General features: G+C 60.9%; 14 protein-coding genes. 11 read left to right on the plus strand and 3 right to left on the minus strand.

The genetic code is table 11. From position 1 onward, the window contains the following. Window positions 1-7: 7 nt before the first annotated feature. Window positions 8-889 (plus strand): dihydrodipicolinate synthase family protein, encoded by an 882-nt coding sequence (locus tag ASF70_RS04295; protein WP_062577734.1) that lies wholly within the window; start codon window positions 8-10, stop codon window positions 887-889. A 211-nt stretch (window positions 890-1,100) separates the two neighbouring features. Here ASF70_RS04295 and ASF70_RS04300 read toward each other — a convergent pair whose 3' ends face one another. Beyond that, complete coding sequence (locus ASF70_RS04300) at window positions 1,101-2,000, minus strand: LysR family transcriptional regulator (protein WP_062577736.1); 900 nt, start codon at window positions 1,998-2,000, stop codon at window positions 1,101-1,103. A gap of 115 nt (window positions 2,001-2,115) precedes the next feature. On the opposite strand from ASF70_RS04300, the gene ASF70_RS04305 reads away from it, so the two are divergent. Further along, entirely contained in the window at window positions 2,116-3,288 is a 1,173-nt protein-coding gene (locus ASF70_RS04305) for a mandelate racemase/muconate lactonizing enzyme family protein (protein ID WP_156461758.1), read from the plus strand. A gap of 11 nt (window positions 3,289-3,299) precedes the next feature. On the opposite strand, the gene ASF70_RS04310 is transcribed toward ASF70_RS04305, so the two are convergent. Beyond that, window positions 3,300-4,325, minus strand: coding sequence for a LacI family DNA-binding transcriptional regulator (locus ASF70_RS04310; protein WP_062577739.1), 1,026 nt, complete (start codon window positions 4,323-4,325; stop codon window positions 3,300-3,302). A 240-nt stretch (window positions 4,326-4,565) separates the two neighbouring features. Between ASF70_RS04310 and ASF70_RS04315 the strand changes: the two genes are divergently transcribed. From ASF70_RS04315 to ASF70_RS04355, 9 genes are all read left to right on the plus strand, one after another. Beyond that, a complete protein-coding gene (locus ASF70_RS04315; protein ID WP_062577741.1) occupies window positions 4,566-5,546 on the plus strand; it encodes a tripartite tricarboxylate transporter substrate binding protein in 981 nt (326 codons plus the stop codon). 62 nt (window positions 5,547-5,608) lie between these two features. After that, the gene (locus ASF70_RS04320) at window positions 5,609-6,088 is read left to right on the plus strand and encodes a tripartite tricarboxylate transporter TctB family protein (RefSeq protein ID WP_062577743.1); all 480 of its coding nucleotides are present in this window, start codon (window positions 5,609-5,611) and stop codon (window positions 6,086-6,088) included. A 51-nt stretch (window positions 6,089-6,139) separates the two neighbouring features. Then, window positions 6,140-7,639 carry a tripartite tricarboxylate transporter permease gene (locus tag ASF70_RS04325; RefSeq protein WP_062577746.1) on the plus strand — a complete coding sequence of 500 codons (1,500 nt, stop codon included), beginning with the start codon at window positions 6,140-6,142 and terminating at the stop codon, window positions 7,637-7,639. A 49-nt stretch (window positions 7,640-7,688) separates the two neighbouring features. Then, window positions 7,689-9,425, plus strand: coding sequence for an L-arabinonate dehydratase (araD, locus tag ASF70_RS04330; protein ID WP_062577748.1), 1,737 nt, complete (start codon window positions 7,689-7,691; stop codon window positions 9,423-9,425). Between the two features lie 20 nt (window positions 9,426-9,445). Next, window positions 9,446-10,156, plus strand: a complete 711-nt coding sequence (locus ASF70_RS04335; RefSeq protein WP_062577750.1) for a ribonuclease activity regulator RraA — start codon at window positions 9,446-9,448, stop codon at window positions 10,154-10,156. 363 nt (window positions 10,157-10,519) lie between these two features. Then, window positions 10,520-12,508 (plus strand): BCCT family transporter, encoded by a 1,989-nt coding sequence (locus ASF70_RS04340; protein WP_062577752.1) that lies wholly within the window; start codon window positions 10,520-10,522, stop codon window positions 12,506-12,508. A gap of 254 nt (window positions 12,509-12,762) precedes the next feature. Next, a complete protein-coding gene (locus ASF70_RS04345) occupies window positions 12,763-14,022 on the plus strand; it encodes a DUF2254 domain-containing protein (RefSeq protein WP_062577753.1) in 1,260 nt (419 codons plus the stop codon). A 164-nt stretch (window positions 14,023-14,186) separates the two neighbouring features. After that, a complete protein-coding gene (locus ASF70_RS04350; protein WP_062577755.1) occupies window positions 14,187-15,689 on the plus strand; it encodes an FAD-dependent oxidoreductase in 1,503 nt (500 codons plus the stop codon). Further along, a complete protein-coding gene (locus ASF70_RS04355; protein ID WP_062577757.1) occupies window positions 15,686-16,303 on the plus strand; it encodes a CDP-alcohol phosphatidyltransferase family protein in 618 nt (205 codons plus the stop codon). The genes ASF70_RS04350 and ASF70_RS04355 overlap by 4 nt, the downstream gene beginning before the upstream one ends. A gap of 17 nt (window positions 16,304-16,320) precedes the next feature. Here ASF70_RS04355 and ASF70_RS04360 read toward each other — a convergent pair whose 3' ends face one another. After that, window positions 16,321-16,929 (minus strand): sigma-70 family RNA polymerase sigma factor, encoded by a 609-nt coding sequence (locus ASF70_RS04360; protein ID WP_062577759.1) that lies wholly within the window; start codon window positions 16,927-16,929, stop codon window positions 16,321-16,323. Between the last annotated feature and the right edge of the window lie 45 nt (window positions 16,930-16,974).

The following is a 16,974-nucleotide window of genomic DNA, read 5'->3' on the forward strand; positions in this document are numbered from 1 at the left end:
TAGAATAATGACCAAGAAAGCCTTCGTCGCGATCGTGACATGCTTCAACGACGACGAGACCATCAATTACGAGGCCACGCGCGCCCAGGTGCGCCGTCAGGTGGCGGCCGGCAACAACATCATGTGCGCCGGCACCAATGGCGATTTTTCGGCGCTGACCCACGGCGAAAAGATCAAGCTGCTCGAGGAAGTGGTCGACGAAGTCGGCGGCAAGGTCGATGTCATCGTCAATGCCGGCATGCCGGCCACTTTCGAAACGCTGCAGCTTGCCAAGGAATTTGACCGGATCGGCGTGACCGGCATCGCCGTCATCACGCCGTTCTTCATAGCCTGCACGCAGGATGGTCTCGTCCGCCATTTCTCGACGGTCGCTGATTCCGTCGACACCCCGGTCTATCTCTATGATATTCCCGCCCGGACCCAGAACCATATCGAGCCGGAAACCGCCCGCAAACTGGCGACCCACGGCAACATCGCCGGCATCAAGGATTCCGGTGGCGCGCAGGAAACGCTCGCCGCCTATCTTCAGGTTTCCAAGGAGGTCGAAGGTTTCGAAGTCTATTCCGGTCCCGACCATCTGGTGCTCTGGGCGCTGCAGAACGGCGCTGCCGGCTGCATTTCCGGTCTCGGAAACGCCATGCCTGACGTGCTGGCCGGCATCGTCGGTGGCTTCAATTCAGGCGATATCGCAGAAGCCGAACGTCAGCAGGAGATCTACACCGCCTTCCGCACCGAGCTCTATGCCCACGGCTTCCCGCCGGCCATGGTCAAGCGCGCGCTCTACCTTCAGGATCCCTCCGTCGGCGCCAGCCGCCAACCGGCATTGCTGCCGAATGCGGAGCAGGACGCCCGCATCGGCGAAACGCTGAAGACGTTCGGACTGCTGTAAGCAGCGACTGAGATATTGAAGGTCCGGACCGGAACCGTGCTCCAGTCATGCAGCGCTGACGGATCCTGATGCTGCGATCAGCTATTCTGGGGCACTCGGCCACGAAGAGTGGAGTCAGGCAGCACGAGGCCCGATTAACATCCAAGACTCGTCCGAGAACTGGATTGGCGAGAGATGGTCCTGAAATCGAGCACCGACTGCCTCTGCAGATCTAGCTGGAGAGATCACGCACTGCGGAGCTTCCAACAAGAGAGCGAATCTCCGGCAATAGGGGATTGCGGTTTTCGCTGCTCCATATGGCATGCAGTTCCGCGACGCATTCCTGCCTGAGGTCGAGCGGGCGGAAGACGACGTTGTCGTAGCATGCGTGGCGCGTTGCCGCCGGGACGATGGCGAGGCCGATGCCGGCGCTGACCAGCGACAGGATGGCCTGTGAATGGGTCATGCTCTGGACGATGTGGGGCGTGATGTTGTTGTCGGTCATCAATGCGGCGAGCTTTTCGTGCAGATAGCGGGCCTGGGGTGAGAACATGATGATCGGTTCGCCGTTCAGCGCCTCCAGCGTCGGCCTTCGCCGCGATCCCAGCGGGTGTGCCCGCGGGATGGCCAGCATCATCGGTTCCTGCACAACGCACAGGCTTTGCAGTTGATGCGTGCCGGAAAGCGGGCGGGAAAAGCCGAGGTCGACATCGCCGCGATTGATCGCCTGCAACTGTTCGGCCGTTTCCATCTGTACCAGGTCGAGTTCGATCTGCGGCGTAAGCGTCCGGGCGGCTGATATGAAGTGCGGCAGAAAGCCGTAGGTTGCGGCGCCGACGAAAGCGATCCGGATGGAGCCGGCGCTGCCGCGGGCGGCGCGGCGTGTTGCCGTTATCGCTGCATCACCTTGTGCCAGAAGCTTTTGCGCTTCGGCGAGAAACGCGAGGCCCGCCGGGGTCAGCGTGACGCGCCGGCTGTTGCGCTCGAAGAGCGTCACGTCGAGTTGCTGTTCCAGCAGCCTGATCTGCCGGCTGAGTGGCGGCTGGGTCATGTTCAACTGCCTCGCGGCGCGGCTGAAATTGAGTTCCGACGCGACAGCGACGAAGGATTTCACCTGAACCATATCGAGCATCTATTCAATTCCTGTATCGCTGAGCGACAATCTTCGGTTTGGACTTAAATTGATCGGACGCGTATTCGTCAAGCAGGACGCTCCTTGCGGGCGCACGACAGGAGGAGTTGGAGACATGGACGCGCAAATGGAAAAGAAGACTGCATCGCAGGCCGCCGTTGAGGCGGATAGCATCGCCTGGATCAAGCTGTCTTCGGTCTTCCTGCCGCTGAAGACACCGATCAGTGATGCGAAGGTGCTGACCGGGCGGCAACGCCCGCTCACCGAAGTGGCGTTCCTGTTTGCCGAGATCGAGACGAAGCATGGCCATTCCGGTATAGGGTTCAGCTATTCCAAGCGCGCCGGAGGACCTGGCCAGTACGAGCATGCCAAGGAAATTGCCGATGTGCTGATTGGCGAGGATCCGAACGATATCGGCAAGCTGTGGAACAAGCTGTGCTGGGCGGGGGCATCGGTTGGGCGCAGCGGGCTTGCGGTGCAGGCGATCGCGGCTTTTGATGTGGCGCTGTGGGACCTCAAGGCCAAGCGCGCAGGACTGCCCCTCGCAAAACTGCTGGGAGCGCATCGCGATAGCGTGCAGTGTTACAATACTTCTGGTGGCTTTCTTTCTTCTCCGATCGAGGAGGTTCTTGAGAATGTCGAGCAGTCGATCGCGGCGGGTATCGGCGGTATCAAGATCAAGGTGGGCCAGCCCGACATGGCGAACGATCTGAAACGTGTGGCGGCCGTGCACGAGCGTATCGGCGAGCGGGCAGCGATGATGGTCGATGCCAACCAGCAATGGGACCGCCCGACCGCCATGCGCTTCGGCCGCCTGATGGAGCCCTATCACCTGACCTGGATCGAGGAGCCGCTGGATGCCTATGACGTCGAGGGGCATGCCGCGCTTGCCGCCCAGTTCGATACGCCCATCGCCACCGGTGAGATGCTCACAAGTGTGCTGGAGCATGTGGCACTGATCCAGAACAATTCGGTCGATTTCATCCAGCCGGACGCCCCGCGAGTGGGCGGCATCACACCGTTTCTGAAGATCTGTGCGCTGGCCGAGACAAAGAAACTCCAGCTCGCCCCGCATTTCGCCATGGAGATCCATCTGCATCTTGCCGCAGCCTACGAGCTGGAGCCGTGGGTGGAGCATTTCGACTGGCTCGATCCGCTGTTCAACGAACGGCTCAAGATCAGAGACGGGCGCATGCTGGTACCAAACCGTCCGGGCCTCGGGATCACGCTTTCGGAACAGGCTGCCCACTGGACACGCGGCACGGCGGAGTTCGGCAAGCGGGCCTGAGGCACTGAGACTCAGGCGGTTCCACGGACAACGATGTGAAAATCGATATTGATCATCGCTTCCACATCCTTGCCGCCAGCAATCTTTCTGAGGATCGACTGGGCCGCTTTGGTTCCGATATCGCGGCGATCGATGCGCACGGTGGTCAGCGGCGGGTGGGTGTGAGGCGCAAAGTCGAAATCACCGAACCCGACAATGGCAAGTTCGTCCGGCATGCGGCATCCGCGGGCGTAAGCTTCCGCCAGTGCCCCGTGGGCAACCACGTCCGACGAGCAGAAGACCCCGAGAGTTCCCTTTCCGCGATCGAGAAGCTGCGCCATCGCCAGCCTTCCGTCGCGGAAGGTGGAGGGCGAATTCATTTCCAGGTCCGGCAGTTCGACATCGGCGACGCCTCTCAGGCGGCTGACGAAACCATCGCGGCGCTGGACGGCGCGGGGATCGTTGGCGCCGACCTGTGCGTAACGGTCATATCCCCGGATGAGAAGATGCTCGGCAACCAGTGCGCCGACAGCGGCATGCGAAAACCCGACGGCAGTATCAAGCGGCGAGGGTGTCGAATCCCAGATCTCGACGATTGGTAGGCCGGCGCCCGTCAGCATCGCCCGGGTTTCCTTGAGATGTGTGATGCCGGTAAGGATCACGCCATCGGGCCGGCGAGCGAGAATGGCTCGGGTCAGTTCCAGTTCGCGCGCTGGCTCATAGCCGGAGAGGCCGAGCAGAAGCTGATAACCGGCAGAGACCAGTTCGGCATTGAGGCCCTCGATCGTTTCGGCAAAGATGGTGCTGGCCACAGAGGGAACGATCGCGGCGATGAGCCTGGTCCTTCGGGAAGCAAGGCCGCCCGCGAGAAGATTGGGCACATAGCCCGTCCTCGCAATGACTTTCTCGATCGCCTCCAGCGTTCGTGGTTTGACCAGAGCGGGCGTGTTGATGGCACGGGACACAGTGACAGGCGAGACCCCTGCGAGCTTCGCGATATCGGCAAGTGTCACCGGGCTGTTGCTCGTCATGCGCTTGCTATTGAAATCGTCTGTCATCGTGAAAGTCCCTCTCAAAATGAGTTACGCTTTCATTTTAGAACTAATCAAGTGCGAACAGGATAAATTGTACTATCATGTGCGTATCAATCTGATTCCAAATAATTTTAAATTTGCTCTTCGAGGTTGCGGTTGGAGATTTTGACGATAGAATGAAAGCGCTTCCATTTCTTCGGGAGGAGGATTTCGAAGAGTGGTTTAATGGGACCGGCCAGCTACCGGACAAGTGGAGGAAGTATTATGAACCTCAAGCGTTTGATGACGCTGGCGGCCGCTACGGCCGCGATATCTGTGGCCGGCATGACGGGTAGCCGCGCACAGGACTATCCGACAAAGACCGTGACCGTCGTCGTTCCGTTTGCGGCCGGTGGCAATACCGACACATTCGGCCGCCTCGTCGCGGAAGAACTCGACAAGCGGTTGGGCCAGCGTTTCATCGTTGAGAACAAGCCAGGTGCCGGCGGCAATATCGGCCTTGGCGATCTCGCCCGCTCCAAGCCCGATGGCTACACGATCGGCATGGGGACAGTGAGCTCGAACGCGATCAACCAGACACTTTACAAGAACCTGCCTTACGACCGGGAAAAGGGCTTTGCGCCGATTTCGCTGATCGCCAGCCTGCCAAACGTGCTCGTCGTCAACCCGGACAAGATCAAGGCCAACACTGTCGAGGAGCTGATCGCGTTCCTGAAAACGGAGCCCGGCAAGCATACCTACGCTTCGTCAGGTGTCGGCACGTCGATCCACCTTGCAGGTGAGCTGCTCGCGACAAAGACCGGTATCAAGATCACGCATGTCCCTTACAAGGGTAGCAGCCAGGCCATCCTGGACGTTGTCGCCGGACATGTGGATATGATGTTCGACAATATTCCCACGGCCGCACAGCAGGTAAAAGCCGGCAAGGTAAAGGCGCTGGCCGTCACCAGTCTGGAAAAGGCCAATCTGCTGGCTGACGTGCCGACCATGGCAAGCGTCATCCCCGGCTTCGAGGCGACCTCGTGGCACGGGCTCTTTGCTCCTCCCGGCACGCCGCCGGAAATCGTCGAAAAGCTCAGCAAGGAAGTGCAGGCGATCGTTGCCGATCCGGCGATGAAGGCAAAGCTCGAAGCGATGGGCGTGACGCCTGTCGGCAATACGTCGGCCGAGTTCCAGGCTTTCATCGACAAGGAAACTGCGAAGTGGGCCGAAGTCATCAAGGCCGCCAACGTGCCGCTGCAGTGAGACAATCTGCCAGCCGGGTCTAGTCTCCGGCCGGCACATCTTTCACACCTGAGTATCAAGCCATGCTGAAAATTAGAAACGGCCGCGACTTCGTCGGCGGCGTGACGATGATTTGCGCCGGACTTCTGTTCATCTGGTTCGGCCGCGAGCTCGCAGTCGGCACCTCGTTCCAGATGGGCCCCGGCTATTTCCCGATCATGCTGAGCCTGCTCCTGATCGGGATCGGTGGGCTGATCATCGTGCAGGCGGTGATGGTCGGCGTCGAGGCGAGCGAGCCGGAGGTCTGGAACTGGAAGGCCTATGCCTTGGTGATTGCGGCGCCGGTCGCCTTCGGCCTGCTGCTCGCGGGCCTTGGTCTTGCGCCTACGATGTTCCTCATGATCGTCGGGGTCGCGACCGCAAGCAAATACGCAAACTGGCGGCACTCGATCCTGCTCGGACTGTTTCTCGCGGTCTGTTCCTCTCTGCTTTTCACAAAACTCCTTTCGCTTCCTGTCAGCGCCTTCGGCCCATGGGTGCCCTTTATCGGCGAACTCATCTGACGCTCGCATCTGATGCCTTAGGGCAGCCGACGAAACCGGATTGGATTGCATATGGATCTCTTTTCTAACCTCTGGCTCGGCGCCTCGACCGCCTTCATGCCGATGAACCTGTTCTACGGCTTTGTCGGCTGTCTCCTGGGCACCGCGATCGGCGTGCTGCCGGGCCTCGGCCCGACGGCCACGATCGCCATGCTTTTGCCGATCACCTTCGGACTGCCGCCGGAATCGGCCCTCATTATGCTCGCCGGTATTTTCTACGGCGCCCAGTATGGCGGCTCGACGACGGCGGTGCTCATCAACCTTCCCGGCGAAAGCTCGTCCGTCGTCACCGCGATTGACGGTTACCAGATGGCCAGAAACGGCCGCGCCGGAGCAGCGCTTGCGACCGCAGCTCTCGGATCCTTCTTCGCCGGCACAGTTGCGACGATCCTGCTTGCGGTCGCAGCACCGCCGCTTGCCGCGGTCGCCCTCAATTTCGGGCCGGCGGAATATTTCTCGCTGATGGTTCTCGGCCTCGTCGCGTCCGTGGCGCTTGCCAGCGGATCGCTGCTCAAGGCATTCGCGATGATCGTGTTCGGACTGATCCTCGGCACGGTCGGGACAGACGTCGAAAGCGGAACGCCGCGCTATGTCTTCGACATTCCGGAACTCTATGACGGACTGAATTTCGTCGCCGTCAGCATGGGCATATTCGGCATCTGCGAAATCCTGCGCAATCTGGAAAGCGAGCAGGAACGCTCCGTCGGCGTCAAGAAGGTGACCGGCCTGATGCTGACCAAGGAGGATTTCAAGCGGATTATCGCGCCGGTCCTGCGCGGCACAGCACTCGGTTCCTTCCTCGGCGTGCTGCCGGGTGGCGGGGCGATGCTGGCATCGTTTGCCTCTTACGCCGTGGAAAAACGGATCTCTCCCAACCGGGCCGAATTCGGCAAAGGGGCGATCGAAGGTGTGGCTGCGCCCGAAGCGGCCAACAATGCCAGCGCGCAAACCTCGTTCATCCCCATGCTGACGCTCGGCATTCCCGGCAACCCGGTGATGGCGCTGATGGTGGGCGCAATGATCATCCAGGGCATCACGCCCGGCCCAAATGTCATCTCCGACGAGCCGGAACTGTTCTGGGGCATGATCGTCTCGATGTGGTCGGGCAATCTGATGCTTGTGATCCTCAACCTGCCCCTGATCGGGCTCTGGGTGCGGATGCTGACGGTCCCCTATCATTTGCTGTTTCCGGCCATCATCGGATTTTGCTGCATCGGCGCCTACAGCATCAACAACAGCGTGTTCGACGTCTTCGTCATGGCAGCCTTCACCGTCATCGGTTTTGCGCTCAGCAAGATGCGCTTCGAGCCGGCGCCGCTTCTGCTGGGCTTCATTCTCGGGCCGATGCTGGAGGAGAACCTGCGGCGCGCGATGCTGATCAGCCAGGGCGATCCGTCGATCTTCGTGCGCAGCCCGCTCAGCCTGTCGCTGCTGATCTTCGCCGTCGCCGTTCTCGCGCTCGTTCTGGCGCCGAGCATCAGCCGCAAACGCGAAGAGGCGTTTACCGAATAAGCGATCATCTTGATCTTGGAAGAGTGCCCTCGCGGCACGGGAGTTTGGAATGGCAGGCAGGAAGACTTACGAAGAACTACGCTCGGCGCGCTGGATGATGCCGGATGATCAGCGTTCGTTCGGACATCGGTCGCGAACGATGCAGATGGGCTACGCCCCGGAGGACTGGGAAGGCCGGCCGATCATCGCGATCATCAGCACCTGGTCTGACGCGCAGCCCTGCCACATGCACTTTCGCGAGCGTGTGGAATGGGTGAAGCGCGGCGTTCTGCAGGCGGGCGGTTTCCCGATGGAGCTGCCGGCGCTGTCGCTGTCTGAAAATTTCGTGAAGCCGACCACGATGCTTTATCGCAACATGCTGGCCATGGAGACGGAAGAGCTTCTCCGCTCGCACCCCATCGATGGCGCCGTGCTGATGGGCGGGTGTGATAAAACCACGCCGGGCCTGGTGATGGGCGCGGTATCGATGGGCGTTCCCTTTATCTACCTGCCGGCGGGACCCATGCTGCGGGGCAACTATGCCGGCAAGGCGCTGGGCTCAGGTACGGACGGGTTCAAATACTGGGACGAGCGACGGGCAGGCACGATCTCGAAGGAGGAATGGCAGGGGATCGAGGGCGGTATCGCCCGAAGCTATGGGCACTGCATGACGATGGGCACGGCCTCCACGATGACGGCGATTGCCGAAGGCATGGGGCTGACGCTGCCGAACGCCTCTTCCATTCCGGCTGCAGATGCCAACCACCAGCGCATGTCGGCCACCTGCGGGAGGCGGATCGTCGAGATGGTGTGGGAGGATCTGACGCCGGACAAGGTGATCACACAGGCTGCCGTGAACAATGCCGTGACGATCGCGATGGCGACGGGGTGTTCGACCAATGCGATCATTCACCTGATCGCCATGGCGCGCCGGGCCGGCATTCCGCTCGAACTCGACGACCTTGACCGGATCGGCCGCACCACGCCCGTCATTGCCAATATCCGCCCATCCGGCAGCACCTATCTGATGGAAGACTTCTTTTATGCCGGCGGCCTGAGGGCACTGATGAAGCAACTGGGCGACAAGCTCGATCCGACGGCGATCACCGTTACCGGCCTGCCGCTGACTGACGGTCTGGATCAGGTGAAGATCTACAACGAGGACGTCATTCGGCCGCTCGACAATCCGGTCTATCATGAAGGGTCTCTTGCCGTGCTGAAGGGCAACCTTTGCCCGGATGGAGCGGTGATCAAGCCCGCCGCCTGCGATCCCAAATTCCACAAGCACCGGGGCCCGGCACTGGTGGCCGACAGCTATGCCGAATTGAAGACGATCATCGACGACCCGGATTACCCGCTGACGCCGGAAACCGTGCTGGTTCTGCGCAATGCAGGGCCGCAGGGTGGGCCGGGCATGCCGGAATGGGGCATGATCCCGATGCCGAAGGCGCTTCTGAAGCTTGGACTGCGCGACATGGTGCGGATTTCCGATGCGCGCATGTCGGGCACGAGTTTTGGCGCCTGCGTGTTGCATGCCTCGCCTGAAGCCTTTGTCGGCGGCCCGCTGGCGCTCCTGAAGACCGGTGACATGGTGGAACTCGATATTCCGGCGCGCAGCCTCAACATGCTGGTCGCGGGCGAAGAGCTCGACGCGCGTCGAGCCGCCTGGGTGGCGCCGGAACCGCGCTATGAACGGGGCTATGGCTTCATGTTCACCAAACACATCGAGCAGGCCGACAAGGGCTGCGACTTCGATTTCCTGAAGACGGACTTCGGCGCCAAGGTGACCGAGCCGGCGATCAACTGAGCAAGCATCAAGGAGAAACTATGAACCCCGCAACCCGTGACAAACTGATGGGCGTCTCCGTCGCGACGCTCTGCTCGGCGCTCTACAAGCGTGGCCTCAGGAACCAGACGATCCAGGACGTGCGGCCGGTCAAGCCGAAGGGGCGCAACATGGTGGGGCCCGCTTTTACGCTGCGCTACATGCCGGCGCGCGAGGACCGCAATCCCATGACGGTGTTCCGCAACCCGCAGCATCCGCAGCGCCACGCGATCGAGACCTGCCCTCAGGGGCATGTGCTTGTGATGGACAGCCGAAAGGATGCGCGTGCAGCGTCCGCCGGCGATATCCTCATTACCCGCCTGATGGTGCGCGGCGGGGCAGGGGTCGTGACCGATGGCGGCTTTCGTGACGCGATGGTGATCGGCGAACTGGACATCCCCGCCTATCATCACCGACCCTCCAGCCCGACAAACCTCACCCTGCACGAAGCGATCGACATCAACGTGCCGATCGGCTGCGGCGACGTCGCCGTATTCCCGGGCGATATCGTGGTCGGCGACGACGACAGTGTCATCATCATCCCGCTGGAAATCGCCGACGACATCGCAGACGAGGCGGTCGAGATGACGGCCTACGAGGATTTTGTCGCCGAACGGGTCAAGGCCGGCCACACGATCATCGGCCTGTATCCCGCCACGGACGAGAACAATTTGTCGATCTTTGCCGAATGGAGAAAGGCGAATGGTCGGTGAGGGGATGGAGGTCGGGGTCCAGGGTGATGGTCGGCCAAAACCTCTGGAGAAGGCGCTTGCGGAGCTATTTTGCCCTACCACGATGATCGATGGTTGCCGCGCGTTTCAACGCCTCACCGGAGGCCGACATACGCTGTTCGCGAGTAACGACGGCCAAGCTGGAGCACGATTGCAAACTTCGGTCTCGTATCATGTCTCGCCGTCATGGTCGAAGAATGGACATTTGCGATAGGCATCGGCTTGCGTCGTCATTGTGGACTTTTCAGGAGCGCCGCCTAGTTTCCATGAAAAGCGGCCGGATTGGGGCGGGATCGTCCGTCCCAATGATCCGCAAGTCGGAGCGCAGGAGGACAAATCCGCGGTATGAAAAGTTTTGTCATCAACCCCCCGGTTTTCTACGGCTCAGTCATCGTCATCGGTCTGTTTCTGGTGGTCGGCATCGCCATACCCGGGCAAGCGGGCGCTTTTTTTGGCGCCGTACAGGCATCGATCCTCGGCGCGTTCGGCTGGTTCTATCTGCTTTCCGTCGGCATATTTCTCGCATCCGTCCTGCTGCTCTGTTTTGGCCGCTTCGGACAGCTCAAGCTTGGTCCGGATGATTCCGTTCCCGATTTCCGCTTCCTGTCGTGGATCGCCATGCTGTTTGCCGCCGGCATGGGGATCGGCCTGATGTTCTACGCCGTCGGTGAACCGATGACGCATTTCATGGCGCCGCCGACGGCCGAGCCGCGTTCGGTCGCAGCCATGCGCGAAGCAATGACCGTGACCTTCTTCCATTGGGGGATACACGCCTGGGCAATCTACGCCGTTGTCGGCCTGTCGCTCGCCTATTTCGGCTATCGCTACAACCTGCCGCTGACGATCCGTTCCGGCCTCTATCCGCTTCTCAAAAACCGTATCGATGGTCCGATCGGTCACGCGGTGGATATCTTTGCGATTGTCGGCACGATGTTTGGGATCGCCACGTCGCTCGGTGTCGGCGTCTCGCAGATCAATGCGGGTCTCAACCATCTTCTCGGCGTTCCGATCGGCATCGCTGTGCAGTTGCCGTTGATCGCAGTTGTGACCGCGATGGCGACCGTGTCGGTCGTGACCGGCCTCGACAAGGGCGTCCGCATCCTGTCGGAAACCAACCTTATCGTCGCCATCCTGTTGATGATCTTCGTTCTCGTGGTTGGTCCGACCAGCCTGTTGTTTCGGGATTTCGTGCAGAACCTCGGTCTCTATTTCGACACGCTGGTCCTGCGCACATTCAACATCTACGCCTATGAGCCGACGCCCTGGGTTGATGCCTGGACCCTGTTCTACTGGGCCTGGTGGATCTCCTGGTCGCCCTTCGTCGGCATGTTCATCGCCCGCATTTCCCGCGGCAGAACCGTGCGCGAATTCGTCGTCGCCGTCCTCTTCATTCCCGCCGGGTTCACCTTCTTCTGGATGACGGTGTTCGGCAATACGGCGATGTTCATCGATACCGGCATCGCCAACGGCGCTCTCGGCGCGGCTATCGCCAACGACGTCTCAGTCGGGCTGTTCCGGTTCTTCGAGTATCTGCCGCTGCCGGCAATTACCTCGACGCTCGCGGTTCTGCTGGTGTCAATCTTCTTCATCACCTCGGCAGATTCGGGTGCGCTGGTCGTGGACTCCATTGCAGCCGGCGGCGAGACGAACACGACAACAGGACAGCGGGTTTTCTGGTGCGTTATGGAGGGTTTCGTGGCGGGGTGCCTGCTGCTCGCCGGTGGCCTGACGGCGCTGCAATCTGCCACTGTCGCCAGCGCGCTGCCGTTCGCCGTGATCATGCTCGGTCTTGTCCTTTCGCTGTATCTGGGCATGCGAGAGGACCTTGCACAGCGCGATGCGCACAACGGCGCCACACTTCCGGCTGCCCAGCCGGCATCCGGGCAGACCTGGCAGCGGAGACTGGCCCTGATGCTGGCCACCGCGACCGAAGCCGATGTCCGTCGCTTCATCGACACGCATGTGCGTCCAGCCCTTGATCAGGTCGCGCAGGAACTGACCTCCAGGGGACGGCATGCTGAGGTGGTCGATGACACGGACGGAGCGATCGTCCTGCGCTCACCCGCACAAGATGTTCGTGACTTTGTCTACGGTGTCACACCCACAAAGCAGCGCGTCGCGAGTTTTACGCCTGTGCGGGCCGGAGAGCCTGAGTTTCGCTTTGAGGTGCGGACCTATTTCTCGAGCGGCAATCGCGGGTATGACGTGATGGGGATGTCGCGCGATCAACTCATCAGCGACGTCCTGGCGCAGTTCGAACGCTATCTTCACCTGGTGCATTCGCCGGAGTTTCAGCTGGTCCACAGTGCTCCAGAACATCCATCCGGAATATAGCTGTTATGGGGGGCGGCCTCGTTGCAAGGCGCGCCTGTTACCATAACAGGTCCGACGCTCATCGTAGCGGAAGGCGGTCTGTTCGCAGACGCTTGATCCTCGGTCCCGCTACGTGGGTTGAGCTCCAAAGCGGACACCAACTGTCGCGGCAGACTGACGGGCGACCTGATTAATCCCAACTTGGCAGGCAAAGGCGTACACCTGAGACGTCGACAAGAGACGGCCCGCGATGAGCCAGAAGAGTGAGAATACCGATGACGTCACGCTGGGTTTGGCTTTTGTCGAAACTGGTCCGGAAAATCTGGTTTCGGGCAAGTCTGTTTTCCATCCTTGCCATTATCACCGCACTTGTCGCCATCGTCGCCAGTCCGTTCATTCCGGGTGATCTTCCCACGAAGATTGGCGCTGACGCTGTCGATAATATACTAGGCATCATTGCCTCAAGTATGCTGACAGTCACGACATTCTCTCTCAGCACGATGGTGTCGGCCTATTCGGCTGCAACCAGCAACGTCACGCCCCGCGCGACCACGCTGGTCATGGAGGACAGCACGACGCAAAACGTGCTCGCGACCTTCATCGGCTCCTTCCTCTTCAGTCTTGTCGGGATCATCGCTTTGAGCACCGGCGCCTACGGCGACCGCGGTCGCGTCGTTCTCTTTGTTGTGACAGTTGCCGTGATTGTGCTGATTGTCGTCACGCTCTTGCATTGGATCGACCACCTTTCCAGGCTCGGGCGTGTCACAGAAACGACCGAGAGAGTGGAAAAGGTCACCGTAGAGGCGATGCGGTCCCGGCGTAAGCAACCGTATCTCGGCGGAAGCCGGTTAAGCGCTGCAGAGACCATTCCGGCCACGGCGAGACCGGTCTTTGTCGATCGGATAGGGTACGTGCAGCATCTTGATACCGGCGCCCTTTCCGGCATCGCAACCGACGCGAAAGCGCAGATATACATTCACATGATTCCGGGTCAGTTTGTGGATCCGTCGACGCCGGTTGCGTGGATCGAGGGCGCCGATGACGGCGAGGAGACAACGGCAATCTCCCGCTGTTTCACGGTGGGCGATACCAGGTCCTATGATCAGGACCCGCGATTTGGCGCTGCAGTTCTGTCGGAGATTGCGTCTCGCGCCCTTTCGGCGGCCACCAACGATCCCGGTACCGCGATCGATGTTCTCACGCGGACAGTGCGGGTTCTGGCTGTCTGGAACGAAACGACAGGGGAGGATGAGCATGAAGTGCCGTATCCAAATGTCTACGTGCCGGCGATCAGCCTTGACGAACTGTTTGATGATCTCTTCACACCGATCGCGCGGGACGGCGCCGGCGTTGTCGAAGTCGGGCTGAGATTGCAGAAAGTGCTGCGAATTCTCGCGACGTTTGAACATGATCGCTATCGCGAAAATGCCATACGCCACTCGAGGGAGGCCCTTGAGCGGGCCAAACATGGACTGACTTTGCCGGCGGATTTCGAGCGCGTAAAAGCCGCGGCAGAGGCGGTTGGGGGATTGTAGCTGCGGTTGTTCAAGCGTGACGAGCGAAGCCAGCATCGCGTAATAGCGCTGTTCTGAAGGGAAAATCCATTCATCACAGGAAATCTTGATGAAGCCTTGTAACAATGTGGATTCCTGCGCGTCTTCCTGAAGCAACGTCTATTGCGGGTGGAAAGACGAAATCTATGGACCAGAACGAGGGCTTTTCCCGATCCACCTGGACGCGGCCGAAGCGTTTCGATCGCAACCTGGTGATCATTGGCGCCGGGTCCGCCGGGCTGGTGTCGGCCTATATCGCTGCCGCCGCCAAGGCGAAGGTGACGCTGGTCGAGGCGAACAAGATGGGCGGCGATTGCCTGAACTATGGCTGCGTCCCCTCGAAGGCCCTGATCAAGAGCGCAAAGGTGGCGCACCAGATGCGCCATGCGGACCATTATGGCCTGGAGCCGGTCGAGCCGAAGGTGCCTTTCTCTGCGGTGATGGAGCGGATCCACAAGGTGATCGCCGAAATCGAGCCGCATGACAGCGTCGAACGCTATACGGGGCTGGGCGTCGACGTCCTGCAAGGCTACGCAAAGCTGATCGATCCCTGGACGGTGGAGATTGCCCTGAACGGAGGCGGCATGCAGCGTCTGACGACGCGCGCGATCATCATTGCGACCGGCGCCCAGGCCTTTGTGCCCCCGATACCGGGCCTCGCCGAAATTGGCTATCTCACATCCGATACCATGTGGGAGCGGCTCCGCGATCGCCCTTCTGTGCCGCAGAGGCTCGTCGTTCTGGGCGGAGGGCCGATCGGCTGCGAGCTGGCTCAGAGTTTTGCTCGACTTGGCTCCGAGGTCACGCAGATCCAGATGGCACCACGGCTGATGATGCGTGAGGATGATGATGCGGCCAGGGTCGTCGAAGCCTCGATGAAGGCGGACGGCGTCAATGTGCTGACCAGCCACAAGGCGGTCGCCTGTGGGTCGGATGCCGGTGAAAAATGGATCGAGGTCGAACAGGACGGGGCTAGGTTCCGCATCGGCTTCGACGAGATCATCGTCGCGGTCGGACGCGCCCCGCGGCTGAAGGGGTTCGGGCTCGAGGATCTCGGCATCAAGGTCGATCGTGTGGTGGAGACCAACGAATACCTCCAGACCCTTCATCCGAACATTCTCGCCGCCGGCGATGTGGCAGGGCCCTACCAGTTTACCCATGTCGCCGGACATCAGGCCTGGTTTGCCGCTGTCAATGCGCTGTTCGGTGATCTCAAGCGCTTCAAGGCTGATTACTCAGTCATTCCGTGGGCGACCTTCACCGATCCGGAAGTGGCGCGGGTGGGCTTGTCCGAGACCGAGGCGAGTGAGAAGAAGATACCGCATGAGGTAACGCGTTTTGGCTTGGACGATCTCGATCGCGCGATCGTCGATGGGGCCGCCCGTGGCTTTGTCAAGGTGCTGACGGTGCCGGGCAAGGACAAGATCCTGGGTGCAACGATTGTCGGCGAGCATGCAGGCGACCTGCTGGCGGAATTCGTCTTCGCCATGAAACATGGCCATGGGCTCGGCAAGATCCTCGGCACGATCCACATTTACCCGACGCTCGCAGAGGCCAACAAGCTGGTGGCCGGTCAGTGGCGCCGCAATCACATCAACGGGTTTCTGCTCTCGCTGCTTGAACGCTTCCAGACCTGGAGGCGCGGATGATCGACGCCAAGATCCTGCCGCTGCAGAAGGCAGCTCTGCAGCCCATCGCTGCGTTTCTGGCCCATCGCGGGGGTCGTGCAGATCAGATCAGCCTCGTTGGTTTCATGGGCGGGCTCGGCGCCTTTGCCGCGCTTTGCCTCGGCTACTTTTGGGTGGCGCTTCTGCTGATCCTTGTGAACCGGGCGCTGGACGGGCTCGATGGTGCGGTTGCCCGCATCCATGGTCCGACGGATCGTGGCGCCTATCTCGACATCGCGCTCGACATGGTCTTCTACGCGCTGATCCCGCTCGGTTTCGCGGTTGCGGTGCCCGAGATCAATGCGCTGCCCGCAGCGGTGCTGATCGTGTCCTTCGTCGGCACAGGCTCGTCCTTCCTCGCTTTCTCGGCAGTTGCGGCGAAACTCGGCCGCGAGGCCCCGGAATTTCCCACCAAGGGCATCTACTACGCTGGCGGTCTCGCCGAAGGCTTCGAGACGATCGCGGTCTTCATCGCCATGTGCCTCTTGCCTTGGCATTTCCCGCTGATTGCCTATGGATTTGCCGCGCTTTGCGGGGTGACGACCGTCATCCGCTGGCGCCAGGGCTGGGTCGCCTTTTCCGGAGATGATCAATGAGCGACGCCGTGTCGCTCTCAGGGATCCGCATTCAGCCGGTCAAGCGCGTTGCGCACCGTCAGCCGCGCTCGGTGCAGAAGTACCCGCATATTGCCCTCGGAAATGTCGAGAAGGGTGCAGACCTCCGCCGGATCGAGCTCCTGCTGGCCGCGCAGGATCAGCACCGCGCGCTGCGCCTGCGGCAGCGTTTCGATGACGGCTTCCACATGCTGCAGAACGCTTCGACCCTCGACATGGCGTTCCGGCGTCAGATTTTCCCAAAGTGCGGGCATGGTGCGCCAGTGGCCGCGCCCGTCGAACGCGTCGTTGAGGGTGCCGTCGACACCAAAATCGTCGAAGGATACCGTGCGGCCTTCGCGTCTGGCGCGGCTGCGCGCCTTGTTGATCAGGATAGTGTAGATCCAGCTTGCAAGCGATCCGCGCCCTTCGAAGAGATCGATGCGGTCGAGCACTGTTACCCAGGTGTCCTGCGCGACGTCTTCCGCGATGACACGCGAGCGGACGATGCCGTTGCAAAGACGGATCATCGCGGCATTGTGCCGGCGATAGAGCAACTCGAACGCTACCGCATCCCCCTCGACGAGACGCAGCGCCAGAGCCCGATCATCACCATCAACCTGCGCCATGCTGCCCCCAGCCTCAGCTCAGGCGTCATTAGCAAAACAATCGCC

The sequence above is a fragment of the Rhizobium sp. Leaf321 genome (genome assembly GCF_001423215.1).
Taxonomy (GTDB): Bacteria; Pseudomonadota; Alphaproteobacteria; order Rhizobiales; family Rhizobiaceae; genus Neorhizobium; species Neorhizobium soli.